Genomic DNA, 23,339 nt, shown 5'->3' on the forward strand with positions numbered 1-23,339 from the left:
GTGCTAAATGTTTCAAAACGAACATTTAGCACATTTTTTTTTCGCTTTCCTTTGGTGGCTTTCCTTTTTTTTATTACCTTTGCAATATCGATAAACGAAAAACATGATTAAAAAAATCGCCATCATGGAACAAACAAATTCAAATTACAGCATTATTGCTGATTATTACTCTGAACACTACAACGAGTTGAAGTTGTATGTCATGTCCCGTTCGCTTCCGGCAGACGAGGCTGAAGACATCGTGCAGAATACTTTTGTGCGATTACTTCGAGGCGATAAGATGATTACGCCTGTTACTTTACCTTGTTTTGTATACACCATTGCCAAGAATCTGATTATCGATTATTACCGTCGCAAGCATAAGATTGAGGAGTATGAACACTTTCTGGGAGCTACCGACTGGATGGGAAGATATGATGTTGATGGCGAATCTGTTTTCTCTGCCCAGCAGATCAACGAGATTCTGGAGCGTGGCATTGCCCGGCTCACGGAGAAGAGAAGCAAGGTTTACCGCCTGAACCTTTTCGAAGGAATGCAGGTGAGCGAGATTGCCCAAAGTCTGAACCTCGGATATAAAGCGGCTGAGAACCGTCTGACTCTGGCTAGAAAAGAAATAAGAGATTATATGAAAAAAGAGTTGGCTAGTTAAAATGCTAGTCAACTCTTTCTGTTTATTCTTACTGCCTTGCTGAAAGGCAATTCTAAACTGTTTTTTTAGTTTTCCTTAAACCCGATTACTCTTGTCAAACCTTTATCAAGATAAAAGGTTTGGGTTACTTCCTGCTTCTCGCCCTGATGGTTGGTCAGCTTGTATGTAGCCCTTAAATATAATAAGGTGTCAGGATAAGCTGCATCATTATAATCAATATTCTTCTTGACGTAAGGCAGTTTGCTGACATTTTGTCGCATCTCCTTCATCTGGCCGAAACTGATCATGGCGGTAGGAGTGAGGCGGGAGAAACGCTCATAGCTGCAGTCCTGATCAACGAGGTTTTCATTAAGAAAATCCTTGACCAGAGATTGAGCCTTGTGCTGATCGCCACACGAGGTGAACATCAGCACAAGTCCTGAAACCATGACAAACATCATTTTCTTTATCATAGACATCTTCTTTTTTATTAAGCCGCGCTGCTTTTATGAAACTCGTCGTTTTATTAGCACGCTTGCTTATTTAGCCACGCTGCGGAGAATCTCCAGCAAGTGGTCCCAAACCATCTCCACAGTAGGAATGAGAAGAGCCTCGTCTGGGGTGTGAACATTGCGAAGGGTAGGGCCGAAACTTACCATATCGAGCTCAGGATATCGCTCTGAGAAAAGACCACACTCCAAACCGGCATGAATACCCTTTACCAATGGCTTTTTGCCGAAGAGCTTTTCGTAAGCCTTCACAGCCAGGTCGGTAAGCTCGCTGTTGGCGCGCATCTTCCAGGCAGGATACTTGTCGCCTACAGTTACCTCGGCGCCAGCCAGAAGGAAGGCTGCCTTTACGGTGTTGGTCATGTTCGCCAGATTGCTCATCACGTTACTTCGCTGAGAAGCTACGATGTTGATGCTGCTTTCATCGGTCATCACGCTTGCCACATTGCTTGAGGTTTCTACCATCCAGGCAATCGCCTCATCCTGACAGGTAGTAAGCGGACCGTTGTCTACAGCCTGGAGAGCCATTACGAACTTGTCAGCTACAGCTTTCTCGATGACAGGTGCAGCATCGGTGCTGCTCATGTTGAACTGCATAGCCTGTTCGGTTACATGGAATTCATCTTCTACTTCTGATGCAAAGATGTTCCAGTCGGCACGAACCTGTTCCTTATCAGCATTCTTGACGGCGAAAACAATTTTTCCGTCGCGAGGAATCGCATTGTGCATTTTTCCGCTGTTGAAGCTTACGAGGCGCAGACTTCCATCCAGTTTCTCATTTTCGAGGAAGAGGAAGCGGGCAAGAATCTTGATGGCATTGGCGCGCTTCTTGTTGATGTCATCGCCCGAGTGACCACCATTGAGACCCTTCAGCGAAGCTTCCATGAAGAAATAACCCGCAGGAGCCTCTTCGCGTGAGAAGTGGAAAGTGGCATGGGTTGTCTGACCACCGGCGCAGGATACGAAGATTTCGCCCTCATCCTCTGAGTCAAGATTGATGAGCATCTTTCCGGTCATAAAGCCCGCCTTCATACCGTGAGCACCGGTCAGTCCGGTTTCCTCATCACGTGTAAAGACGCACTCGATAGGACCATGCTCAATATCGTTGCTTGCCAGGATAGCCAGCTCGATGGCGCAGCCTATACCGTCGTCAGCACCCAATGTAGTGCCTTTTGCCTTAAGCCATTCTCCGTCAACGTAAGTCTGGATGGCGTCTTTGTGGAAATCGAAATCAACATCTACCAGTTTATCGCAAACCATATCCATGTGACTCTGCAGGATGATGGTTTCAGCATGCTCGTAGCCTGGAGTGGCAGCTTTGCGGATGAGCACATTACCGGTTTCATCTACCAGCGTTTCGAGCTGATGAGCCTCACCGAAAGATTTCAAAAACTCAATCATGTTCTCCTCGTGCTTGGAAGGACGAGGTATTTCGTTGATTTTTGCGAACTGCTCGAACACGAGAGCAGGCTTCAATTCACTTTTATTCATTTATTTTCTATTATTTTGTTTTGATAAAACATTTATTTCTGCTATTTTGTTTTGGTTATTCCCAAAAAAATAGTACCTTTGCACCCAAAAGTGCACTAAGGCACTGCAAAGGTAATAAAAATGATAAAATTAATGTTATTAAGCGTGTTAATAATTGCTATCTGCATGGCATTATTTTGCGTAAAGTTGATTTTTAAGAAGAACGGCAAGTTCTCTTCCCAGCATGTGCACGACAATCCGGGCTTGCGCAAGCAGGGCATTCATTGTGTGGTGGATCAGGACCGCGAGGCAAGAGAAGCCAACAAGGCTTATTAGAAAATAGTAATAATATAATATGATAGAAAAAATGAGAAAGAACATTTTGAGTTCAGTGGCAATTGCAGCTGTTGCTGCCCTGTCATTGGCATCATGCAACAAATCTCAGCCTCAGGTAGAGGCTAAGTCAGAGAGCAAGGCTCCTGCTGAATTGAAGATTGCTTATGTAGAGGTAGACTCTATCATGACTCAGTATACCTTTGCTAAGGAGTATTCTTCTATCTTGGAGAAGAAGGGTCAGAACATTCAGGCTACTATTGCGCAGAAGGGCCAGCAGCTCCAGGCTGCAGCAGCCAACTTCCAGCAGAAGATTCAGCAGAATGCTTACACCCGTGAGCAGGCTGAGGCTATCCAGGCTGGACTGCAGAAGCAGAACAACGACCTGCAGGGCTTGCAGCAGCGCTTGAGCAACGAGTTTGCTGCTGAGCAGGAGAAGTACAACAAGGCGCTCCACGACAGCATTGCCAACTATCTTGCCCGCTACAACAAGGACAAGAAGTACAGCATCATCTTCTCTAAGAGCGGCGATAACCTGCTCTATGCAGACAAGGCTTACGATATTACAAAAGAGGTGATTTCCGGCTTGAACAAGGCTTACAAGGGTAAGCTGAAGAAAGAGGAGGCTGCTCCTGCTAAAAAGTAAGAGAAATGCTTCGTAAGGAAAGATACGATTTTATATTGAATCATTTCAGAAGTGCGCTGCCGAATGTAACTACCGAGTTGCAGTTCGGTAGCGCATTTCAGCTTCTGGTGGCTACCTTGCTTTCTGCGCAATGCACCGACAAACGCATCAACATGGTTACGCCTGCTCTCTTTGCCCGTTATCCTGATGCGCAGCACATGTCACAGGCGAGCGAGGAAGATATTTATGAGTTGATCAGCTCGGTGAGTTATCCGAATGCCAAGGCGAAGCATCTTGCTGAAATGTCTCGCCAGCTGGTTGAGATGTTCGGAGGTGAGGTGCCTGAGGCTGCGGATGATTTGGAGAAGTTGGCAGGAGTGGGGCGCAAGACGGCGAATGTGATTCGTGCCGTATGGTTCGGTCATGCTACGATGGCGGTGGATACGCATGTTTACCGTGTGAGTCATCGTATGGGGTTGGTGCCGAAAACGGCAGATACACCCCGAAAAGTAGAAGATTATCTGATGAATCACATTCCGGCAGAGGATATTCCGAATGCGCATCATTGGATTCTGCTGCATGGCAGATATATTTGCAAGAGTACGAAACCGCTCTGCGATAAATGCTTTTTTAATGAATATTGCCCAAAACTATTAAAGGACAGTAAGCTTTAGGTAGTGATTAGTTATTAGTTAGTAGTGATTAGTTTGTTTATCACTAATCACTACCAATTAATCACTAATTAAAGTTTTATTGTTTTATTCAAGAGATAATTATCCAGAATCACCATGGCTGCCATGGCTTCAACCACTGGCACGGCTCTTGGCAAAACGCAAGGATCATGACGGCCGCGGGCAGTCAGCGTGGTGGCATTTCCTTCCAAATCTACCGTATTCTGCTCCATCAGCAGAGTAGCAATTGGCTTAAAGGCAACACGGAAATAGATGTCCTGACCATTGCTCAAACCGCCCTGTATTCCTCCGCTATGATTGCTCTTTGTTGTAATACGGGCAGCAACATCCTGATTCACAGCAGCATCAGCTGGCGTCTCTGCAGCATCAGCCTTCGGGATAAAGACATCATTCTGCTCACTTCCGCGGGCAGTAACTCCGGCAAATCCCTCACCATATTCAAAACCCTTCACGGCGTTAATGCCAAGCATGGCAGCACCCAGTTGGGCATGAAGCTTGCCAAATTCAGGCTCGCCCAATCCTACCGGGCAACCCTTGATGACGCAAGTGATGATTCCACCAATCGTATCGCCGTCGGCCTTAACCTGGGCGATGAGATCTTCCATCTCCTTCGCCTTCCGCTGGTCAGGACAGCGCACCGGATTATCTTCTATGGTGTTAAGGTCATACAGATGATAATCTTTCTCCAGCGCGATGCTGCCCACCTGCGATGTATAGGCCGTGATGCTGATGCCCAACTGTCGCAAGGCAAGTTTAGCCAAAGCTCCGCCTACGCATCGGGCAATGGTGATGCGGGCTGAAGAACGGCCGCCGCCACGATGATCGCGTACGCCATACTTCTCGTGATAGGTGAAATCTGCGTGAGAAGGGCGGAAGAGACAGCGCATGTTCTCATAGTCCTGAGAATGCTGGTTCTGGTTACGCACCTCAAAGCCGATAGGGGTTCCTGTTGATTTGCCTTCGAACACACCACTCAGAAACTCTACCTTGTCAGCTTCCTTTCTGGCCGTAGTGATGTGGCTCTGTCCTGGGCGTCGGCGGTTCAGCTCGCTCTGGATAAAGTCCATGTCGATTTCTATGCCTGCAGGAAATCCGTCAATAACGCCTCCTACAGCTATTCCATGACTCTCTCCAAACGTAGTGAGAGTGAAAAGATTGCCAAATGTATTCCTCATTACCTCAATATATTATAAAGGTGTTTATTACTTGTTGCAGCCGCCTTCGCAACCACCCTCGCAGTTGCCATCCTTGCAGTCGCCGCCGCAGTTGTCGCAGCCACCTGAGCAGCCGCCACCTTCGCCGCTGATCATCTGAGCCATCTTGGCAATCTCCTCAGCAGTAGCCTCGCGGCTCTCGAGAATCTGGCCGCAGAAGTTGAGCTTCAAGCCAGCCAATGGGTGGTTCAGGTCGCAGGTTACCTTTGTATCGCTGATGTTCTTCACGACTGCGTTGAAGTGGTTGCCATCCTCGTTCTGCAATGGGATGATAGCGCCTACCTGTACGTGCTGTGCATCAAACTGGCCGTTGATGGTAAAAATCTGCTTGTCGAGCTCCAGTACGCGCTCATCATAGTGCTGTCCGTAAGCCTGCTCTGGGTCCAGCTGGAAGTCGAACTCATCACCCTTAGCCAGGTCTACCACCTTCTCTTCGAAAGCTGGCAGGGTAACACCCATACCGCTGATGAAGATGAACGGACGCTCGTCGGTTGTGCGCTCGATGAGCATTTCCTCGCCGTTGTCACCATTAGTTACATCATACAGTGCGTATGAAACTACAATAAACTTGTTTTTGTTGTTTGTTTCCATTTCTATATTTATTTTTTATTATTTCTTTTTCTTTTCTGAATGCTTACGCTCTTTACCATCTCCATGCGCTCCAGATAGATAGGGCGCCATTTGTCGATGATGTCCTGCAGACTTTTGCTCTTCTGCGAGAGTTCAGCATATTCCTCGCCGTCGGTCAGATTCTCTTTCTTGAGATCCAGCATTCGGGCGATGAGCTGCTTCTGGTGTTCCTCAGCCGCCTTGAGCTGGTTGCCCAGTTTCTCGAGACTTTCCATAAAGGCGAGTGCCTTGTCTATATGATTTTCCTGTACCATTTTGCTTGTTTTATAGGTTGAATCTTTTGCAAAGGTACAAATAATAATTGGTATAAACGAAGAAAAAGGGCTTTTTTTTCGATGATATTACAAAATGATAGAGAAAATGTAATATCTCTAACGTTCTGATGCCTATTTCGGTGTGTTGTTGTTGATTTAAGTCAAGAAATAGGCGGAAAACTGAAAATATCCCAAGAAATGTTTGCGCACACAGAGAAAAGTTCTTATCTTTGCAGCGTCTTAAAGAAAAAGACTATAGGATAATGTTTAACAGAGCCGGCGTCTACGGATGTGCAGGACTCACAAAGTAAAGAAAGGTAAAAAGATTATGAAGAAGATTATGGTATTAGCAGTAGCTATGTTTGCAATGGCAACAGCTACTTTCGCAGCAGAAGAGGAGACAAATGCAACAGCAGCTTACAACATGAATGTAAAGATGTCTAGCTTGGCAGATGCTTTGAGCTTGAACATCGACCAGGTAGAGGCTGTAGCTGATGTACACAAGAACTTCACCGCAGACATGATGAATGCTGCAACAGCAAAGGGTGAGGAACGTTCTGCAATGATTGACAAGGCAGTTTTGAAGGATCTCAAGTACATGCACGTTATCTTGAACAACAGTCAGTATCGTAAGTACGTGATGCTTCTCAACACAACCCTTATCAACCGTGGTTTGAAGTAATCATCTTTTTATATGAGAAAAATAAGAGAGAGATTTAAAATAAGAATCCCAGTCAAGGTTTTATCCTGACTGGGATTCTTTTTTGCTTTTGGGCCTTCAGTCCGTACTTAAACTATTTGCTAAACTTAGCTTCCTGATATGCGAAAGTTCAGTTAACTTGATAATCAGTCAATATCTATTAATTGGAAATGCTTGTTGAAGGTCAAATCCAATCCGTTAGCCAGTTCTACCTCGTATTCATTCTTGTTCATTTCTATCTTTTTCACCGATTGTCCTGCATAATTAGCCATCAGGTAATTCTTGATGGCTTGCGGAATCAGCTGGTCTGGCACGGTGGCCTGCTTGCAGTCAATCTCTGTAAGATTTCCCTTTTTGTCGAACTCCAGCTTCGTGCCATTCTGCAGAACCACGTCGTAGCTTCTGCTCACAACGCCCGACTCAATGGTAGCAAGCATCACCTTCTGACCATTGAAATGCTGGCTGAGTAAGGTCTGAGCCTTGGCAGGAAGTGCATTTACAGAGATAGGTTTGTCGTTGCCCGCATTCGCCACCATATTGCATGAAACCATGCAGCAGATGGCAATCATCAAAATTCGCAAAATTCTTTTCATACGCTACAAATTTTAAAATTATAATAACTAAGTTGTGATGAGTGCTTTAACGCCATCACTTAAGAATTAGACGCAAATCGTGCCTGAAGGTTTAACTCTATCTTCTTTGCTGAACTTTTGCATGTGGTTCAAGTACGGGCTGACGACCCAAGTTTGGCTTAGAAAGCAGCATACTGCTTATCAGCTGTCTTTTGCAGCACCGTGCCAATGCTTCACGTTAGCGGAGAAAAAATCTTTCTGTTTCCATCAGATTATTTCAATTTACTCCTTTACGATTTCTTTTCCTGCTGCCTGCCAGCCAATAAAGCCGGAATCGAGTTCTATTACCTGATAGCCGTTCTTTGTCAATATAGCTGCGGCATTTTTGCTTCGCTTGCCGCTTCGGCAGTTCACGGCGATAGTCTTGCTTTTGGGAAGAGTGGCAGCGGCCTTCTGCTCGAAGTCTGATTTCAGTACGTCAATGTTGATTGCGCCCCGAATATGCCCATTGGCAAACTCCTCTGCGGTTCGTACGTCGAGACGGATTACTGCGGTGTCAGCGATGGCTTTCTCATAGTCATCTGCCGACAGACTCTTATAGTCCTTATTTTGCGCCTGACAAGAATACAGGCTTGATAGCATGGTTATAATGCTCATGATAAATATTTTCTTCATTCTCTAATCTTTTAATAATTATGCGCCTATAATCTAGGAGGATAAGCCATGCTCAACCCCCTACATTCTTGCAATATATCTGCAAAAATACAAAAAATATTCAGAAAGTTGATGATATGGATGGATTTTGTTGGCTGGGCGAACTCGATTTAACCTTATTTTATACGATAGAGGGATATTTTGATAATCTGAAATCCTTAATGACCGAAAATGACCGTGACCGAAAATGACCGCTCTCCTCATATTGAGGTGAGCGGTCGTTTTTGTTCTTTATCCCATGCAGCTCGTTACTCCGAGCGTAGTAGCGATAGCGGTCAGAATGCTGATGGCTATCTGAAGAATTGTTTTCCAAGTGTTCGCTTTCATCTTTTTAGTGTTTAAAGTTTAGTGTTTTATGTTTACTTTTTTGTGGGGCGAATAGGCTGGACTAGGGGCTAGCACCCTAGCCAGTTTATCCTTTGGCTATTCAAGGCCGTCGCCAGTATCGTCCTTGCCGGTAGTACCGCCGCCTGATTCTGAGCCTTGGCCTTCGCTGCCGGTCTGACCGGTGCTTGAACCACCTGGCGTATTATCCGGAGTGGTTGGGGCGTTGAGGTCAACGTTGGTCTTACCCTCCTTAATCGCCTTGATAACGGCTGCCTGAGCACTGCGGCTGGCTACGAGGTTGAACTCGGCGTCATCGCGAAGGTTCTTAAACTCCTGACCAGGCTCCCACTGCACCTTCACGCCGGTGATGTTCTGTGCGGTGAACTTGTCGGCATCCTCGGCACCCTTCGAAGTGAGAAGGAGAGAGAAATCACCGAGATCGCCCAAACGGATTTTCTTGCCCTCGAGCAACATCTCACGCATGCAGTCTACGGCGATGTAAAGGATGGCGCTGATGTCGGCTCTCGAATAAACACTGCCATGTGAAGTGATGTGCTTGGCAAACTTCTCGATGGTCATGATGTCAGTGTACTGTGAGATGGCGAAAGCGTTCTGCTTCTCGGTCTTCACGAGTTCCAGGTCCTTTGGGTCAGGGGTCTTACCCTCCTTCTTTGCCTGGTTGATGCGTGACTTAGCCTGGTTGATTTCCAGAAGATTTGCGTTCACGCTACGCATTACGATGCTGTAATTAATCATACTATGTTATGCTTTAAAGAGTTTATTTAATCACAATTTCCCAGATGCTTTTTCTTGTCCTTTTCAGAGTCTTCATTGATGACCGGCGCCTGTCATCTTTTGTTCCCTGTCTCGGTCTTCATAGATGACCGCCTTTAGGTACAAAATAGCTTTCTTTCGATTGCTGGTGCAAAGGTACGAAAAAGCGCTGTAGGAAGCAATACTTTTCCGGCAACTTGAATTCAGTTTTCCGGAATCTTGTGAAATGGAGCCTTTCGAGAGTAGGTGAAGAGAGTCATGGCAACGGGCTGCATCCGGTCATTAGTGACCGGTCATTATCGGTCATTAAGAAAAATCACTTCCGGTCATTTAGCCCCTATAATATATATTAAAAAATTTAATATATATTATAGCTCTCTTTTTCGCACCCCGAAAACCTTAATGACCGAAAATGACCGGGCATTAATGACCGCTAGATGAACTTGTGAGTTTTACCTGACATGGTTTCTTTGTGTATGTCTGAATGTGTTGGTTGTTAGCGCGTTATGTGTATTTTGTTGTATTCCTACTCTAATATTTTATGTATAATGATTATCTACATATTAAGTCGCTTTAGTTAGTTGATATGTTGTTCGATTCTACATTTTTATCCTTGTTTTCTGTTGCATTTTGTCAAAATATATTGTGTCAGAGGCTGTTTTTATGTCCAAGGAGGGGCATTTTTTACCCTTAGAAGAGGGGGTAAAATACCTTCCTAACCCCCTAATTTTTGCATCTTATCTTCTAAAACGCAAAAAAAATGCGGATTTTCGCATCATTTCCGTTACTATTTTCTGTAGTAAGGATATTATACATACATATATATAAACACTCCTTTTAATCGTTGTAGGAGATGATATAACGACATTTTAGTATCTTGTATTTTTCTTTACAAAACAACAAAAACGCCCTATAAAAGAACGCAAACTCACATCCCCGTTATTTGGTATATTTGGGGCTCTTATCTCCAAATTTTGCAAGAAATCAGAGTAAATTGAGCCCCAAATATACCTTTCCTCGTAAGCGGCTCCGCGTTTATACCTTTCCCTTTATCGTAAAAGTTCTTACCTTTGCACCATATAATTTTAAAAGCAACGCAATTATGAGAGCAACAGAACGTTATGAGAGGGCATGGAATGCCTTCCAGATTCATTTGAATCATAATCCAAAAGCCAGTTTGATTCCTTTTTTAAAGGAACGGCATGTAAACCATCGCTCGATGCATAGATGGATGTCAGAGAAAGGTTATTCTGTTAGGTTAGCCAAACAACAGATTCGTCTGCTTCAGGCCGAAGCCCGTAAGGAATGTTCCGAAGCAACAGCCAAGGACACTGGGATGATGTTCCTTCCCATGGAAATGCCATCCGATTCCGTCTGCCCGGAAAATTATCTTTTCGGCATAACCTTAACCTTTCCCAATGGAACGATAGTCACCATCAAGAAAGGTAGTGCCAAATCAGTCATGCATCTGATGAAACTTTACGAGAAGGAGGACTTGCTATGTTTGGATTAAACGAAAACACCCAGTATTACGTCTGCCAGCGATATGTCCGAATGAACATGGGCATAAATGGCCTGTACCAGATTGTGAGGACGGAGATGGAGCTGCCGCCACTCGGTGGTGCCGTCTTCATCTTCTTCTCAAAGAATCGCCAGCAGGTAAAAATGCTAAAATGGGATGGCGACGGTTTCTTGCTGTATCAGAAGCGACTGGAGCGAGGAACCTTTGAATTACCATTCTTTGATCCCCAAAGCAAACAATGCAAAATGCCGTACAAGACGCTATCGGCCATCATGAGCGGAATTTGCCTAAAAAGCATGAAATATAGAAAGAGGCTTAACTTATAGCTTTGCTATGCTATATTTAACGTATTGTATATCAGCAAGATAATAAGAATAAATATCTGAAAACACTTGCATATCTCGATATTTTTTCGTACCTTTGCACTATGAAAAAGGACGAAATTATAGTACTTTTAAAGGAACAGCTTCAGCTTGCAAACGAACAGCTTCAGCAAGCTAATGCTACGGTGAGTTCGTTGACTACACAGGTCAACGAACTCATTGAACGTATAAAGTCATTAGAAGAATTACTCGTCCAGAAAGGAATCGCCATTGACAAAGCGAATCGTCAGAACAAGGCACTCGGCAAGCTCGTTTCAGGCAAGAAGTCCGAACGTCAGGAAAAGAATCCACAAGACTCGATGACCCAGGAGGAATTTGACAAGAAGAAAGAAGAGCAGGCCGAAAAGAGAAAGGCACGCAAAAACAACGGAGCCAAGCGTGACATGCATTACGAGATGAAAGAGGTGCATGTTACGATAGATCCTGTCATGGATGCAGAGTTTTTGAAGACGTTGCGTCTCTTCGGAACTCGTACCTGTATACGTTACAGCATGGAACCCATCAAATTCATCAAGACCGTGTATCACATCAACACTTATACTGATGGAAGTATCATGTATCCGGGGAAAACTCCGCCGGCTCTGTTGTTGAATTCTTCCTATTCACCTTCCTTTGCAGCAGGACTCCTGCAGATGCGATACATCTATTCCATGCCGGTAGAGCGAATCATCAAATACTTTGCCGACAATGGGTTTACGTTAAGGAAAGCCACGGCAAACAAACTGATTGCCAGAAGTGCCGATGTACTGGAAAACTTCTATAAGGCTATCTGCCAAGTAGTGTTGCAGCAGGATTATGTCTCGGCAGACGAGACATACCATAAAGTGCTGTTAGCCAAGACAAAGCCTACGGACAAGGGTTCGAAGAAAGGCTACTTCTGGGCTGTAAGTGCGCCTAAACTGGGACTTGTCTTCTTCGTATATGAGGATGGATCACGCTCTGAGCAGGTCATACTTAACATATTCTCTGATTATAAAGGTACCATACAGAGTGATGCATATGCTCCTTACCGGAAACTGGAGTCGGATGCTTATCCTGACATTATGAGAATCGCCTGCCTGCAGCATGTCAAGAGAGATTTCATCGACTGCGGCAAGGAAGACAAGGATGCTCAGGAGGTCGTAGATATCCTCAACAGATTTTATCGAGAAGACAAAAAACATAAGGTTGGGGTAAATGGATGGACCGTTGAAGACCATCTAGCCTATCGGCAGTCATATGCACCGGACATTTTGCAGGATTTATTGGAGAAACTGGAGGAAATATCTTCCAGGAAAGATTTGCTGCCCAAGTCTACCTTGGCGCAGGCGGTCGGCTATGCCCTTAATGAATATAATGCCATTTGTGACATCTTCAAAAGAGGTGATACGGCTCTCGATAACAACTACATTGAGAGAATCCAGAGGTACATATCACTATCAAGAAGAAACTCAATGTTCTTTGGTTCGCACGAAGGAGCAAGCCGGGCGGCTATCCTATATTCTATCGCAATCTCATGCAGGCTGAATGGCATTAATCTGTTTGAATACATATGCGACGTAATAGAAAAGACTGTAGAATGGCAACCCAATACCCCATTAGAAAAATATAGAGACTTACTTCCTGACCGATGGAAAAAGCAGTAACAGCATTTGTTTAATCAGCTGTTACTGCTTTTTTTGAATTATGCAAGGTATAAACGCGGAGACGCTTACCTTTCCTCATCGTTTTCAGTACCTATTTATATTATATATGATACTTATTTTGGTAGTGGCGCTTAGATTTAACAGGGGCTCCATGGAAGGAACCGCTGCCCATACCGCTGCCACGAAGACTCTCATGGAAGCCTGAACCACCGCTGTATTCACCCCAGCGGGCTCTGATTCTATCCACATAATCTACCGTCTCCGTGCCTCGCATGTAACCGTATTTCACCACCGGGTCTGTGTAATAAGCCGGTTGAGAAAGGCGCAGAATATAATTGCGAATTACGCCCCAATTGTGCGGATTCTGACCATGTTTGCGAGCCAGCGCCATCGCATCTCTGATGTGGAAATAGCCACCATTATAAGAAGCAAGGGCAAAAAGCATGCGCTGGGACGGGTCGCCCACGTCAGAGAAATGCCCCTGCAGTTCCGCCATATATCTGGCTGCCGCAGCCACATTCGCCTCAGGTTCATGAATCATGCTCATCGGCAAACCCAGATGGGCAGCCGTGCCTGGCATAATCTGCATCAGTCCGCAAGCTCCAGCCCATGACTTCGCATTCGGGTCAAAACAGCTCTCCTGATAACATTGGGCAGCCATCAGACGCCAGTCCATGCGAGCCGTTCCGCTATAGCGCTGGAAGAGGTGGTCGTAGCGGGAAATAACACCCTTAGAACGGTTCAGAAATGGTGAATAAATGTGGCGGCGCACGCTGGCAGAAGAAAGCAGCCACGATTCTTCCTGCTTGACCTGAGCAATCAGCTTAGGCTTAAACCAGCCGTTCAGGGTGTCGGCAAGACTCTTGTTACCGTTCTGCACAGCCCATTGGGTTCGGGTACTGTCGGGCGTAACACCACAGAACAGCAGGTTGCCTCTGGTCTGTTTTCGGGGTAGGGGCACGGCAATCACATCACCTTCTCCCTTCTCCAGTTTGCGTACCATTTCAGCCGTATCCTTACATTCTTCTACGCGTAACGACACGCCGATCTGCTGGGCAAACTTCTCGCAGAGCAGATATTGCAGTCCCATTCCGTGGCTGCGGTAATCATAATAGGTAGTAGGGCCGTTAACGGTAAGCATGATGAGCTCACCATTGGCCTGAATATCTTCGAGCGAAAGCCCCTTGCTGGTTGAAGCTGGTTTCTTTTCATCACCATCAGCCCCATCAGAGTTGTCAGCATGCTCCATTTCGCCTACAGGAGTTCCCCATGGCGTAAGCTCCTGCTGCGGTTTCTTGTCGGCACAGGCAGCGAGCAAAAATAGTGCATATAATGCGTATAAATATCCTTTATTCTTCATTTCAGCTGCAAAAGTACGAAATATTTTGCACATAAGTGAGAAATTATTTGTTTATTCTAATAAAAATATGTACTTTTGCAATGTTTTTCAAACAAAATATAGAAATATGTTACGAATAGCAGTACAAAGTAAGGGTCGTCTTTTCGACGACACCATGAATCTTTTAGCAGAGGCTGACATCAAAGTAAGCGCCTCTAAACGCACCCTCCTGGTGCAGTCAAGCAACTTTCCTCTCGAAGTTCTCTACCTTCGTGATGATGACATTCCTCAGAGCGTAGCCTCTGGTGTGGCAGATATCGGTATCGTGGGCGAGAACGAGTTTGTAGAGCGTGGAGAGAATGCGCAGATTATTGACCGTCTGGGTTTCAGCAAGTGCCGCCTGAGCCTCGCCATTCCTAAGAAGATTGATTATCCGGGATTGCAATGGTTCAACGGCAAGAAGATTGCTACTTCTTACCCTAATATCCTGCGCAAGTTTATGAAGAAGAATAATATCAATGCCGACATCCATGTCATTACGGGTTCTGTAGAAATCAGTCCGGGCATCGGTTTGGCTGACGGTATTTTCGATATTGTAAGTTCAGGTTCTACTCTGGTCAGCAACAATCTTGCTGAGGTTGAGGTGGTGATGAAGAGCGAGGCTCTGCTCATCGGCAACTGGAACATGGACGAGGAGAAGCATGAGATTCTGAACGAGATGCTGTTCCGCTTCGAGGCTGTACGTTCTGCACAGGACAAGAAGTACGTGATGATGAATGCTCCTAAGGAAAAGATTCAGGAGATTACAGAAGTATTGCCAGGCATCAAGAGTCCTACAATTATCCCGTTGGCTGATGAGGAATGGTGCTCTATCCACACCGTGCTCGACGAGAAGCGTTTCTGGGAAATCATAGGCAAGTTGAAGGAACTCGGTGCACAGGGCATCCTGGTAACACCAATCGAAAAGATGATATTGTAATAATGTGTAGTGTTTTATGTGTAATGTTTATTTAGAGACATTATGCGTTAAAAACCAAACATTAAACATTAATAATTAAACATTAATAATAGGAATGAAGGTAATAAAGTATCCTGCAAAGGAGGAATGGAGCGAGATTGTAAAACGCCCACACCTGGATGTTTCGCAGCTGAATGCGACCGTACATGGTGTACTCGACGATGTGAAAAACCATGGCGACGAAGCCGTGAAGCGTTACGAGGAGAAGTTTGATCATGCCCATCTCGATTCTTTGGCTGTGACTGAAGCTGAAATCGAAGAGGCAGAGAAAATGGTTTCTCAAGAACTGAAAGACGCTTTGCACCTCGCCCATCATAACATTGCCGCATTCCATCATAGCCAGAAGTTTGAAGGTGTAAAGGTTGAAACTTGCCCTGGTGTAACCTGCTGGCAGAAGAGTGTGGCTATAGAGAAGGTGGGATTGTATATCCCGGGAGGTACTGCTCCTCTCTTTAGCACCGTTCTGATGCTGGCTACTCCTGCCAAGATTGCGGGATGTAAAGAAATAGTACTGTGTACTCCTCCTAATAAAGAGGGCAAGGTGAACCCGGCTATCCTCATGGCGGCAAAGATTGCGGGCGTAAGCAAGATCTTTAAGGCGGGTGGCGTTCAGGCTATCGGAGCCATGGCTTACGGTACGGAGAGCGTGCCTAAGGTTTATAAGATTTTCGGTCCGGGCAACCAGTTTGTCATGGCTGCCAAGCAGCAGGTTTCCCTGCACGATGTGGCTATAGACATGCCTGCCGGTCCGTCTGAAGTTTGTCTTATTGCCGACGAAACAGCCAACCCTGTGTTTGCTGCTGCCGACCTGTTGTCGCAGACTGAACATGGTTTCGATTCTCAGGTTTTCTTCATTACTACATCTGAAAAGGTGCTGGATGATGTAAAGAATGAAGTTGAAGTACAGCTTGAACGTTTGCCACGTAAGGAGATGGCACAGACCTCGTTAGACAACTCTAAGTTTATCCTCGTGAAGACCGAAGAGGAGGCAATCGACCTCTGCAATACTTATGCACCGGAGCATCTGATTATCGCCACAGCCGATTACGAGCAGCTGGCAGAAAAAGTTGTGAATGCAGGTAGTGTATTCCTCGGAAACTATGCGTGCGAAAGTGCAGGCGACTATGCAAGCGGTACGAACCATACCTTGCCAACCCATGGTTATGCTTTGGCTTACAACGGAGTGAACCTGGACAGTTATAATCGCAAAATCACCTTCCAGCATCTTACAGAAGAAGGTATTCGTAACATTGGAAATGCTGTAGTGACCATGGCGGAAAATGAGCAATTGGAAGCTCATGCCAATGCGATGAGACTGAGAGTGAACAGTTTGAAACAATAGGGTGAAATGGGAAGTTGTAAAAATACTTCTTAATAGTTTTTGATAGAAAAATGAAAGAATTGAAAGATTTGTGCCGAGAGAACATCTGGAATCTGGCACCTTACAGTTGCGCCCGTACGGAGTTTGCAGGCAGAAATGCCCGCGTCTTCCTCGACGCCAACGAAAATCCATATAATGACCCTTACAATCGCTATCCTGATCCGCTGCAGGTTGAACTGAAGAAGCAGATCAGCAAGATTAAGGGGGTGGCTGAAGAGAAAATCTTCTTGGGCAACGGTTCCGACGAGGCCATCGATTTGGTTTACCGTGTATTCTGCCGCCCGGGCAAGGATAATGTAGTAGCGATTGCACCTACTTACGGAATGTATGAAGTTTGTGCAGACATCAACGATGTGGAGTATCGTTCTGTGCTGCTCGATGAAAACTATCAGATTTCTGCCGGAAAACTGCTGGCAGCCTGCGATGAACAGACAAAGGTTATCTGGTTCTGCAGTCCAAACAATCCTACGGGCAATCACATCAACCGCGAGGCAATCGTAGACGTGTTGCAGAAATTCCAGGGTATTGTCATTATCGACGAAGCCTACGCCGATTTCTCTTCGGAGCGCACATTCCGCAGCGTGCTCGACAGATTTCCCAACATGATTGTGCTCAACACCATGAGTAAGGCATGGGGCTGTGCAGCCCTCCGTTTGGGAATGGCATTTGCGAGCAAGGAGATTGTTGACCTATTTAATAAGGTGAAATATCCTTATAACGTCAATCTGCTTACTCAGGAGCATGCGCTGGAAGTGATGAAGAATCCGCTGAAGGTTGACGAATGGGTGAAGAACATCCTGCAGGAGCGTTCTAAGGTAATGGCTGCATTCCTGGATCTGCCTATCTGCGAGAAGGTTTATCCTACTGATGCAAACTTCTTCCTGGCTAAAATGACCGACGCCAACGCCATCTATAATTATCTGGTGGCACAAGGCATTATCGTAAGAAACCGCAACAAGGTTCAGTTGTGTGGCAACTGTCTGAGAATTACGATAGGAAACAAGAGCGAGAATGCTGAATTACTCGGTGCTTTGAGACAGTACTAGCATTTAAGCAACACGCCCTGGGTCTATATATTAACAACCAAGTCGCCCTGTAAGGCAAAAGCTTCATATATTTAAAGCTTTTGCCCTTACAGGGCGACTTTAGTATCTCACATTCTAAACCCAGGGTGTTGCCCTGGGCTAGGAGTTTTTGCCCTTTCAGGGCGTATTGCTGACATTTATCTTCTTCTGCCTCTACCTTCATTTCTTCCTTGATTTCCACGACCTTGATTTCCACGACCGCCGCGTTCGTTCTTATCCCCGCTGTTGTAGCGGTTCTTGCGGTTATGGTTGTCATTGTCGAAATTAGGGTTGAAACTCTTTTTCTTCTTGTCCTTGAAGAAGCCGGCACCCTGGTCTTTCTGATTTCTCAGCTCGGCTCGGGCCGCTGCTACGGCATCACGGATGTTGGCATTCGAAGGCTTACCTGATTTTAGAGATTTTCCGTTATTCAGGTATTTCTCCTCATCATAGCAACCCACATTGCCATATCCCTTTGGGGCAAAGCGGTCAGAAGCATTTCTGCCACGGCTTTTTCCTGCATTCGGTTCAGATGCATTTCTGCCAGCTCCACGCTTGCCTTTAGCACCTTTTCCTACACCTGGATTATCGTATGTAGAGCCTATCGCCTTATCGTCATAATGCGTCTTCTTACCCTTGAAACTGCCACCCATGCTCTTCCTGTCGTAGAGTTTGTCGATGAGGTCGGCTCTGCCTATCCGGCGAAGTTCACTCTCGATGGCGCGGCGCTCTTCAGGCTTGTACCAGAAGAAGAACATGCGCTGGGCAAGCTTCTCTTTTTGAGTCTTGGCGCTGAAGACCGGCTCCAGGGTGTAAGGATCGTAACCCGTGTACCAGGTCTCGGTAGAAATGGTCATAGGAGTAGGGGTGAAATCCTGCACCTGCTCCAGATGGAAGTCCAGTCCCTTCGTAATGACGGCAAGTTCGGCCATGTCTTCTTCATGACAGCCCGGATGCGAACTGATGAAGTAAGGAATGATCTGCTGGTTCAGACCTTCTTCCTTGTTGATCTTGTCGAAGATGCGCTTGAACTCGTAGAAGAGGTCGAACGATGGCTTGCGCATGAACTTCAAGACCTCCGGACTCGTATGTTCAGGAGCCACCTTCAGTCGGCCGCTTACGTGCTTGGTAATCAGTTCGCGCGTGTATTCTCTAGCCGCCTGATTCACCTTTTCGTCCTTGCTCTTATGCAGCAGAAGGTCGTAACGCACACCACTACCAATGAAACTCTTCTTGATTCCCGGCAAAGCATCTACAGCATGATAAATCTCCAGAAGCTTGCTGTGGTCGGTATTGAGGTTCGGACAAATCTGAGGGTTTACACACGACGGGCGCTTGCACACTTCGCAGGCTTTCTGATTCTTGCCGTGCATTCCGTACATGTTGGCAGAAGGACCGCCCAAATCGCTCAGATAGCCCTTGAAATCAGGCATCTGGATGATTTTCTTCACCTCCTTCAGAATGCTCTCCTTGCTGCGGCAAACCACGAATTTACCCTGATGGGCAGAAATGGTGCAGAAAGAACAGCCGCCGAAACAGCCACGATGAAGGTTCACGGAGAACTTGATCATCTCGTAGGCAGGAATGGTCTTGCCCTTGTATTTAGGATGAGGCAAACGCGTATAAGGCAGGTCGAAAGCCGCATCCAGTTCCGCGGTAGTCATCAGCGGGAAAGGCGGATTCACCACTACATATTTGCCGTCAACTTCCTGAATCATGCGCTGAGCATGCATCTTGTTGGCTTCTTCCTCCAGATGGCGCACGTTCTCAGCCTGTCCCTTCTTGTTGTGGAGACATTCTTCGTGGCTGTGGAGGATGATGTCATCGTCCTTGAAACCGCCCGGAATCTCACTTTCCTTGCAGTAGAAAACCACCTGCGGCATTTCGTGGATTTGGCTAAGCGTCTTGCCTTCTGCAAAGGCATTGGCCAGTTCAACGATAGAACGTTCGCCCATTCCGTAGAGAATGAGGTCGGCGCCCGAATCGCAGAGAATGCACTTGCGGAGCTCGTCTTTCCAATAGTCGTAGTGGCTGATGCGGCGCAACGAAGCCTCAATACCGCCTAGTGCTACAGGTACGTCGGGAAAGAGTTTCTTCAGTATCTGCGTATAGACGATAGATGGATAGTCGGGGCGCATGTCGTGGCGGGAGTCGGGACTGAAAGCGTCCTCGCTACGCATGCGGCGGTTGGCCGTGTAGCGGTTCACCATCGAGTCCATGGCGCCCGGAGAAACACCAAAGAAGAGGCGAGGGCGACCGAGTTTCTTGAAGTCTCGGAAATCGCCGTGCCAGTCGGGCTGGGGAACGATGGCTACCCGATAGCCGTTGGCTTCCAGTATTCGTCCGAGGATGGCAGGGCCGAAGGATGGGTGGTCAACGTAAGCATCTCCTGAAAAGAGGATGACGTCGAGTTCGTCCCATCCGCGCAACTCGCATTCTTTCTTGGTGGTAGGTAAGAAATCTGTTAACTTATAATCCATTCAATATTTTTTAATCATTTACTGCGTCTGGTTCTGCATCTGCTGCAGCCTCAGCCTGCTTCTTGTCTTTCCAGTCTACGTAGAGCAGAACGAGGTTGTGAAGACCGAGCGCCTTCATGTTCTGATTGTAGATGACGTCGAGACAGAGATCGAGCAACTCCTTATCCTTGATGTCGCTGCTCTCGAGGAGTGAACGCACATTGAATTTCAGTTTATCGAGCACTTCCTCGTCGATAATGCCGTTGCTGTCTACGAGGTTGCGGAGTAACTGATACTTTTCGATGGTCTCTAAATGCTGGTCGCTCACTTCGATAGAGCGAGTGCCAGACTGGTTGGCTTGAATCTTATACATAAGCTTAAAATTTTTTATCTGTTTTACTTTTAATTTAATCTGTCAGAAATTTGAGAATGCCGAGCAACACGCTGGTGCGGGTTCTTTCGTCGATGATGCATTCCAGCGGGAATCCCATGACGAAGCTACGGTAAGTTGTGCTCTTGTAGGCAACAGCCGCACTCGTTCCCGTATCGTATTGCATCGCCGTGAAGGCGTAATTGCCAACCGGTTTCAATATCTCGGGATGGGTTGCCGCATAATGCTGGGCATTCAGCTCGTTATAATAGCTGAACTGCAGACCTAAACCCTTGACGTTAGGCGAAGTGTAGACAATACTGTCTCGTTCTGTTACGGTTGAATCTTCGGGATTGATGTCCCTGGTGATGGCCGTAGAACCTGTAGGCTCATAGCTGAGTTTCAGAATATCGCTCAGGAACGCCTGTTCCTCTTCAGTCTGCATGTCGCTTCCGGTGTAAGAACCGCTTATCAGGATTCTGCCGCCTTGGCTGGCGTATTGCCTGATGCTGTTCTGCAGGGCAGGCGTGAACGACTTGAAGAAGGTGTGAGTATAGCCGTCATGGCGCTCCAATCCGTTGATGAAGTCAACTGCCTGATAGTTCTTCATCTGAACCCTGCCGCTGGCGATGACTTCGCTCGAACAGCTGGAAATATTATATTTGCCCGAAGCCGCAATACTTGTAGCGTGCGCCTGAACATAGTTGAAGTCGTTGCCTGCCACAAACTTGCCAATCATTTCGTTGCCGCTGAAACCGAGTCCGAAACTGGTTTCGTTGCCCATTCTGCTTCTGTCGAACACCTGCTGCTTGCCGCTCCATCCCGCCGTCAGTCCGTAGCTTACGCCCGGATCCTGATTGAGGTCGAATCCTTGCTTTTCCTCATCATCCACGACCTGCGGAGAGGCAAGGCGATGGAAATTGTTTACGATGAGCACAGACTTGCTGGCAGCAGGATTATAGAGCACAGAGAGGGTTTCGGTGGTGAAACTTTCTCCTCCCGCATTAACCGCAGCCACCTTGAAATGATAAAGCTTGCCCGGTTCCAGCTGCATCTGGCAGCGGGTGGTGTTCACGATGGTTCCGTTGTCAAAACCGCCTTGTCCCTCAGCCTTATAGATAATGTAAGAAGTAGGGCGGGCAGATGGTTCCGTCTTGTCCAGCTGGGCAGTCCATGAGAGTAGGGCAACACCTTGGTTCTGCGTAACGCTGAAGTTCTGCGGAGCCAGCGGCTGGACCACGTATCGGGTTCCATGATTGCTGTTTACGAAGCGCAGGATAGTTTTGTAGATGGAGCGTGCGATATAGAACTTTCCGAGCGGATCCTGAGCAATTCTCATGTCAGGGAAATTCTGATGCGAAAGCATTTCGAGAATAGCCGACGGAACTTCCGGCAGACGGGTTTCAGAATAGTTTCTGTCCCATAGGTAGCGTTTGCCGAATTCTCCGAACTGAGCCGTCAGATCCGTAACGAGATTATCGCGTAGAGCCCTGGCGAAATCCTTGGATGTGAATCTTGAGATTCCGCTGTTCAGCATTCCGTCGTTATAATCTGTGGTGCAGATAGCAAGGGCTCCAAAGGTAGATTTTCCGTCCTTATTGTAACCCGCATCACTATGAAGTGCCAGCGAGAGTTCTATAGGCACGTGCTTGCCATTTTTGGCAGGCATGTAAACCGAACCGCCGCCCAGCCAGTTGGTCATCAGCGAACGGGTGTTGATGTCGTCGGCGTAATCATTTTCTCCCTTTCTGCCTCCATAAACCTTATAAGGAGCACCTGCCCATTGGGCGTAGTATCTGGCTCCTTCCAGGCAACGGGGCAATCCGCTGGTGTAACCGCCACGCTCTATGTTTCCCATGCCGCCGCCAAAGCGGACAGCATCTGTAGTTACTACTCCACGGCGTGAAGCCTTGTTGGTGCAGACCACGCGGTTGAACTCGTTGCAGCCCTTGTCGAAATCGAAGGTGCCCAGGTAAACCCAGGTGCCTCCGCCCATGCGCTGGTTAACGGAAAACTCCGTGGCTTCGCCCTTGTGATAAACGATGTATCTTGCATCGCTCACGCTCTTGGGGAGCGACTGGTAACTTACGTAGACTGCGTATTTGCCGGCTTCCTTGAAACGGGGCTGGTAGCTTACCTGGCTGGTTTTCTTGCGCTTGGTAGCCTTCGCCTGTCTCACGGTTCCCATGCGGAACGGATTTTCCCCATCTTTCAGTCGGGAGCAGTTGGCAAAACCGAGCGAATCGCAGTTTTTCCATCGCTTGCTCCCCTCCTTTTCGAAATAATAAACCGACTTGACAGCATCATCATTATCGATGACGATTTCGTTCGTCTGCCAGTCTCTTTCGCGGGGCGTGAAGACGATGGCTCCCGCATTCTGGAGCATCGGGATGAGGTAGGGCACTACGATGGTTTGGGTAAAGAGATCTTCGTTTGTGCAAAACAGGTTAGGGCGTTGCCATTTCCATACATCTCTGTCGGCATAATAATACCGTCCGTGCGAGGCCCATAGCGAAAGGTGCCTGTTCTGTAGTCCTGCCGTAACGAAATAAGGGCGGGAAACATTAAACACCCATGGGTCGCCATCATAATCTATGCCTTGCCATGCGCCGCTGTTAGCCTCTTCGTAGGTAGGAAAAAACGATTTGCCGTTAGCCTGAAGCGAAGCTCCAGCGGCTAACAGCAAACTGCTTATCAAACAATATGTTATGTTTTGGTGTTTCACTATACGAATAC

General features: G+C 46.8%; 23 protein-coding genes and 1 pseudogene. 11 read left to right on the plus strand and 13 right to left on the minus strand.

Annotation, left to right across the window (positions count from 1 at the left end; genetic code table 11):
* Positions 1-124 precede the first annotated feature (124 nt).
* A complete protein-coding gene (locus ONT19_RS04155) occupies positions 125-649 on the plus strand; it encodes an RNA polymerase sigma factor (protein WP_153093056.1) in 525 nt (174 codons plus the stop codon).
* 65 nt (positions 650-714) lie between these two features.
* On the opposite strand, the gene ONT19_RS04160 is transcribed toward ONT19_RS04155, so the two are convergent.
* Positions 715-1,101 (minus strand): hypothetical protein, encoded by a 387-nt coding sequence (locus ONT19_RS04160; RefSeq protein WP_254971053.1) that lies wholly within the window; start codon positions 1,099-1,101, stop codon positions 715-717.
* A gap of 66 nt (positions 1,102-1,167) precedes the next feature.
* Positions 1,168-2,628 carry an aminoacyl-histidine dipeptidase gene (locus ONT19_RS04165; RefSeq protein WP_264952216.1) on the minus strand — a complete coding sequence of 487 codons (1,461 nt, stop codon included), beginning with the start codon at positions 2,626-2,628 and terminating at the stop codon, positions 1,168-1,170.
* A 120-nt stretch (positions 2,629-2,748) separates the two neighbouring features.
* On the opposite strand from ONT19_RS04165, the gene ONT19_RS04170 reads away from it, so the two are divergent.
* The 3 genes from ONT19_RS04170 to nth are packed head-to-tail and all read left to right on the plus strand — an operon-like array spanning position 2,749 to position 4,239.
* The gene (locus ONT19_RS04170) at positions 2,749-2,943 is read left to right on the plus strand and encodes a hypothetical protein (RefSeq protein ID WP_006846653.1); all 195 of its coding nucleotides are present in this window, start codon (positions 2,749-2,751) and stop codon (positions 2,941-2,943) included.
* A 31-nt stretch (positions 2,944-2,974) separates the two neighbouring features.
* Positions 2,975-3,586, plus strand: a complete 612-nt coding sequence (locus tag ONT19_RS04175) for an OmpH family outer membrane protein (protein WP_040552750.1) — start codon at positions 2,975-2,977, stop codon at positions 3,584-3,586.
* A 5-nt stretch (positions 3,587-3,591) separates the two neighbouring features.
* Positions 3,592-4,239: an endonuclease III gene (gene nth, locus ONT19_RS04180; RefSeq protein WP_264952215.1), complete on the plus strand. Its 648-nt coding sequence runs from the start codon at positions 3,592-3,594 to the stop codon at positions 4,237-4,239.
* A 68-nt stretch (positions 4,240-4,307) separates the two neighbouring features.
* On the opposite strand, the gene aroC is transcribed toward nth, so the two are convergent.
* The 3 genes from aroC to ONT19_RS04195 are packed head-to-tail and all read right to left on the minus strand — an operon-like array spanning position 4,308 to position 6,355.
* Positions 4,308-5,432, minus strand: a complete 1,125-nt coding sequence (aroC, locus tag ONT19_RS04185; protein ID WP_153088991.1) for a chorismate synthase — start codon at positions 5,430-5,432, stop codon at positions 4,308-4,310.
* Between the two features lie 27 nt (positions 5,433-5,459).
* Positions 5,460-6,062, minus strand: coding sequence for an FKBP-type peptidyl-prolyl cis-trans isomerase (locus tag ONT19_RS04190; protein WP_153085523.1), 603 nt, complete (start codon positions 6,060-6,062; stop codon positions 5,460-5,462).
* 8 nt (positions 6,063-6,070) lie between these two features.
* Entirely contained in the window at positions 6,071-6,355 is a 285-nt protein-coding gene (locus tag ONT19_RS04195; protein ID WP_006846647.1) for a hypothetical protein, read from the minus strand.
* Positions 6,356-6,683: 328 nt separating this feature from the next.
* Between ONT19_RS04195 and ONT19_RS04200 the strand changes: the two genes are divergently transcribed.
* A complete protein-coding gene (locus ONT19_RS04200) occupies positions 6,684-7,037 on the plus strand; it encodes a hypothetical protein (RefSeq protein ID WP_118152866.1) in 354 nt (117 codons plus the stop codon).
* 164 nt (positions 7,038-7,201) lie between these two features.
* Here ONT19_RS04200 and ONT19_RS04205 read toward each other — a convergent pair whose 3' ends face one another.
* The 4 genes from ONT19_RS04205 to ONT19_RS04220 all read right to left on the minus strand — a co-directional run bounded on the left by ONT19_RS04205 (position 7,202) and on the right by ONT19_RS04220 (position 9,424).
* A complete protein-coding gene (locus ONT19_RS04205) occupies positions 7,202-7,648 on the minus strand; it encodes a PepSY-like domain-containing protein (RefSeq protein WP_228112360.1) in 447 nt (148 codons plus the stop codon).
* Between the two features lie 261 nt (positions 7,649-7,909).
* Positions 7,910-8,302: a rhodanese-like domain-containing protein gene (locus tag ONT19_RS04210; protein ID WP_215652734.1), complete on the minus strand. Its 393-nt coding sequence runs from the start codon at positions 8,300-8,302 to the stop codon at positions 7,910-7,912.
* Between the two features lie 270 nt (positions 8,303-8,572).
* Entirely contained in the window at positions 8,573-8,668 is a 96-nt protein-coding gene (locus tag ONT19_RS04215) for a smalltalk protein (RefSeq protein ID WP_153072405.1), read from the minus strand.
* Between the two features lie 96 nt (positions 8,669-8,764).
* Positions 8,765-9,424 carry an HU family DNA-binding protein gene (locus ONT19_RS04220; protein WP_264904091.1) on the minus strand — a complete coding sequence of 220 codons (660 nt, stop codon included), beginning with the start codon at positions 9,422-9,424 and terminating at the stop codon, positions 8,765-8,767.
* Between the two features lie 1,120 nt (positions 9,425-10,544).
* Between ONT19_RS04220 and ONT19_RS04225 the strand changes: the two genes are divergently transcribed.
* The 3 genes from ONT19_RS04225 to tnpC all read left to right on the plus strand — a co-directional run bounded on the left by ONT19_RS04225 (position 10,545) and on the right by tnpC (position 12,972).
* Entirely contained in the window at positions 10,545-10,955 is a 411-nt protein-coding gene (locus tag ONT19_RS04225) for a hypothetical protein (RefSeq protein ID WP_144021577.1), read from the plus strand.
* Positions 10,943-11,290 (plus strand): IS66 family insertion sequence element accessory protein TnpB, encoded by a 348-nt coding sequence (gene tnpB / locus ONT19_RS04230; RefSeq protein WP_119236911.1) that lies wholly within the window; start codon positions 10,943-10,945, stop codon positions 11,288-11,290. The genes ONT19_RS04225 and tnpB overlap by 13 nt, the downstream gene beginning before the upstream one ends.
* A gap of 101 nt (positions 11,291-11,391) precedes the next feature.
* Positions 11,392-12,972 (plus strand): IS66 family transposase, encoded by a 1,581-nt coding sequence (gene tnpC / locus ONT19_RS04235; RefSeq protein ID WP_264952447.1) that lies wholly within the window; start codon positions 11,392-11,394, stop codon positions 12,970-12,972.
* A gap of 100 nt (positions 12,973-13,072) precedes the next feature.
* On the opposite strand, the gene ONT19_RS04240 is transcribed toward tnpC, so the two are convergent.
* Positions 13,073-14,365: a transglycosylase SLT domain-containing protein gene (locus ONT19_RS04240; RefSeq protein WP_437183778.1), complete on the minus strand. Its 1,293-nt coding sequence runs from the start codon at positions 14,363-14,365 to the stop codon at positions 13,073-13,075.
* Positions 14,366-14,438: 73 nt separating this feature from the next.
* On the opposite strand from ONT19_RS04240, the gene hisG reads away from it, so the two are divergent.
* The 3 genes from hisG to hisC all read left to right on the plus strand — a co-directional run bounded on the left by hisG (position 14,439) and on the right by hisC (position 17,756).
* Complete coding sequence (gene hisG, locus ONT19_RS04245; RefSeq protein WP_118255556.1) at positions 14,439-15,290, plus strand: ATP phosphoribosyltransferase; 852 nt, start codon at positions 14,439-14,441, stop codon at positions 15,288-15,290.
* Between the two features lie 94 nt (positions 15,291-15,384).
* Positions 15,385-16,671, plus strand: coding sequence for a histidinol dehydrogenase (hisD, locus tag ONT19_RS04250; protein WP_264952213.1), 1,287 nt, complete (start codon positions 15,385-15,387; stop codon positions 16,669-16,671).
* Between the two features lie 50 nt (positions 16,672-16,721).
* Positions 16,722-17,756 (plus strand): histidinol-phosphate transaminase, encoded by a 1,035-nt coding sequence (gene hisC / locus ONT19_RS04255; RefSeq protein WP_264952212.1) that lies wholly within the window; start codon positions 16,722-16,724, stop codon positions 17,754-17,756.
* A gap of 436 nt (positions 17,757-18,192) precedes the next feature.
* Here hisC and ONT19_RS04260 read toward each other — a convergent pair.
* The 3 genes and pseudogenes from ONT19_RS04260 to ONT19_RS04270 form a co-directional block, all read right to left on the minus strand.
* Positions 18,193-20,254, minus strand: a pseudogene (locus tag ONT19_RS04260) (YgiQ family radical SAM protein); the annotation flags it as partial.
* A 10-nt stretch (positions 20,255-20,264) separates the two neighbouring features.
* Positions 20,265-20,606 carry a hypothetical protein gene (locus ONT19_RS04265; protein WP_022121198.1) on the minus strand — a complete coding sequence of 114 codons (342 nt, stop codon included), beginning with the start codon at positions 20,604-20,606 and terminating at the stop codon, positions 20,265-20,267.
* Positions 20,607-20,640: 34 nt separating this feature from the next.
* Positions 20,641-23,289: a fibronectin type III domain-containing protein gene (locus ONT19_RS04270; RefSeq protein ID WP_264952211.1), complete on the minus strand. Its 2,649-nt coding sequence runs from the start codon at positions 23,287-23,289 to the stop codon at positions 20,641-20,643.
* Positions 23,290-23,339: the final 50 nt, after the last annotated feature.

Origin of the sequence: Segatella copri (assembly GCF_026015625.1) — a bacterium.
Taxonomy (GTDB): Bacteria; Bacteroidota; Bacteroidia; order Bacteroidales; family Bacteroidaceae; genus Prevotella; species Prevotella copri_H.

What these genes read in the sequence shown, in the direction of transcription:
- aroC (WP_153088991.1), bottom strand. Translation starts at nt 5,432, where the DNA reads ATGAGGAATACATTTGGCAATCTTTTCACTCTCACTACGTTTGGAGAG.
- ONT19_RS04205 (WP_228112360.1), bottom strand. Translation starts at nt 7,648, where the DNA reads ATGAAAAGAATTTTGCGAATTTTGATGATTGCCATCTGCTGCATGGTT.
- ONT19_RS04175 (WP_040552750.1), top strand. Translation starts at nt 2,975, where the DNA reads ATGAGAAAGAACATTTTGAGTTCAGTGGCAATTGCAGCTGTTGCTGCC.
- nth (WP_264952215.1), top strand. Translation starts at nt 3,592, where the DNA reads ATGCTTCGTAAGGAAAGATACGATTTTATATTGAATCATTTCAGAAGT.
- ONT19_RS04215 (WP_153072405.1), bottom strand. Translation starts at nt 8,668, where the DNA reads ATGAAAGCGAACACTTGGAAAACAATTCTTCAGATAGCCATCAGCATT.
- hisG (WP_118255556.1), top strand. Translation starts at nt 14,439, where the DNA reads ATGTTACGAATAGCAGTACAAAGTAAGGGTCGTCTTTTCGACGACACC.
- ONT19_RS04165 (WP_264952216.1), bottom strand. Translation starts at nt 2,628, where the DNA reads ATGAATAAAAGTGAATTGAAGCCTGCTCTCGTGTTCGAGCAGTTCGCA.
- ONT19_RS04265 (WP_022121198.1), bottom strand. Translation starts at nt 20,606, where the DNA reads ATGTATAAGATTCAAGCCAACCAGTCTGGCACTCGCTCTATCGAAGTG.
- hisC (WP_264952212.1), top strand. Translation starts at nt 16,722, where the DNA reads ATGAAAGAATTGAAAGATTTGTGCCGAGAGAACATCTGGAATCTGGCA.
- ONT19_RS04155 (WP_153093056.1), top strand. Translation starts at nt 125, where the DNA reads ATGGAACAAACAAATTCAAATTACAGCATTATTGCTGATTATTACTCT.
- ONT19_RS04240 (WP_437183778.1), bottom strand. Translation starts at nt 14,365, where the DNA reads ATGTGCAAAATATTTCGTACTTTTGCAGCTGAAATGAAGAATAAAGGA.
- hisD (WP_264952213.1), top strand. Translation starts at nt 15,385, where the DNA reads ATGAAGGTAATAAAGTATCCTGCAAAGGAGGAATGGAGCGAGATTGTA.
- ONT19_RS04200 (WP_118152866.1), top strand. Translation starts at nt 6,684, where the DNA reads ATGAAGAAGATTATGGTATTAGCAGTAGCTATGTTTGCAATGGCAACA.
- ONT19_RS04160 (WP_254971053.1), bottom strand. Translation starts at nt 1,101, where the DNA reads ATGATAAAGAAAATGATGTTTGTCATGGTTTCAGGACTTGTGCTGATG.
- ONT19_RS04220 (WP_264904091.1), bottom strand. Translation starts at nt 9,424, where the DNA reads ATGATTAATTACAGCATCGTAATGCGTAGCGTGAACGCAAATCTTCTG.
- ONT19_RS04225 (WP_144021577.1), top strand. Translation starts at nt 10,545, where the DNA reads ATGAGAGCAACAGAACGTTATGAGAGGGCATGGAATGCCTTCCAGATT.
- ONT19_RS04210 (WP_215652734.1), bottom strand. Translation starts at nt 8,302, where the DNA reads ATGAAGAAAATATTTATCATGAGCATTATAACCATGCTATCAAGCCTG.
- ONT19_RS04170 (WP_006846653.1), top strand. Translation starts at nt 2,749, where the DNA reads ATGATAAAATTAATGTTATTAAGCGTGTTAATAATTGCTATCTGCATG.
- ONT19_RS04195 (WP_006846647.1), bottom strand. Translation starts at nt 6,355, where the DNA reads ATGGTACAGGAAAATCATATAGACAAGGCACTCGCCTTTATGGAAAGT.
- ONT19_RS04190 (WP_153085523.1), bottom strand. Translation starts at nt 6,062, where the DNA reads ATGGAAACAAACAACAAAAACAAGTTTATTGTAGTTTCATACGCACTG.
- tnpC (WP_264952447.1), top strand. Translation starts at nt 11,392, where the DNA reads ATGAAAAAGGACGAAATTATAGTACTTTTAAAGGAACAGCTTCAGCTT.
- tnpB (WP_119236911.1), top strand. Translation starts at nt 10,943, where the DNA reads ATGTTTGGATTAAACGAAAACACCCAGTATTACGTCTGCCAGCGATAT.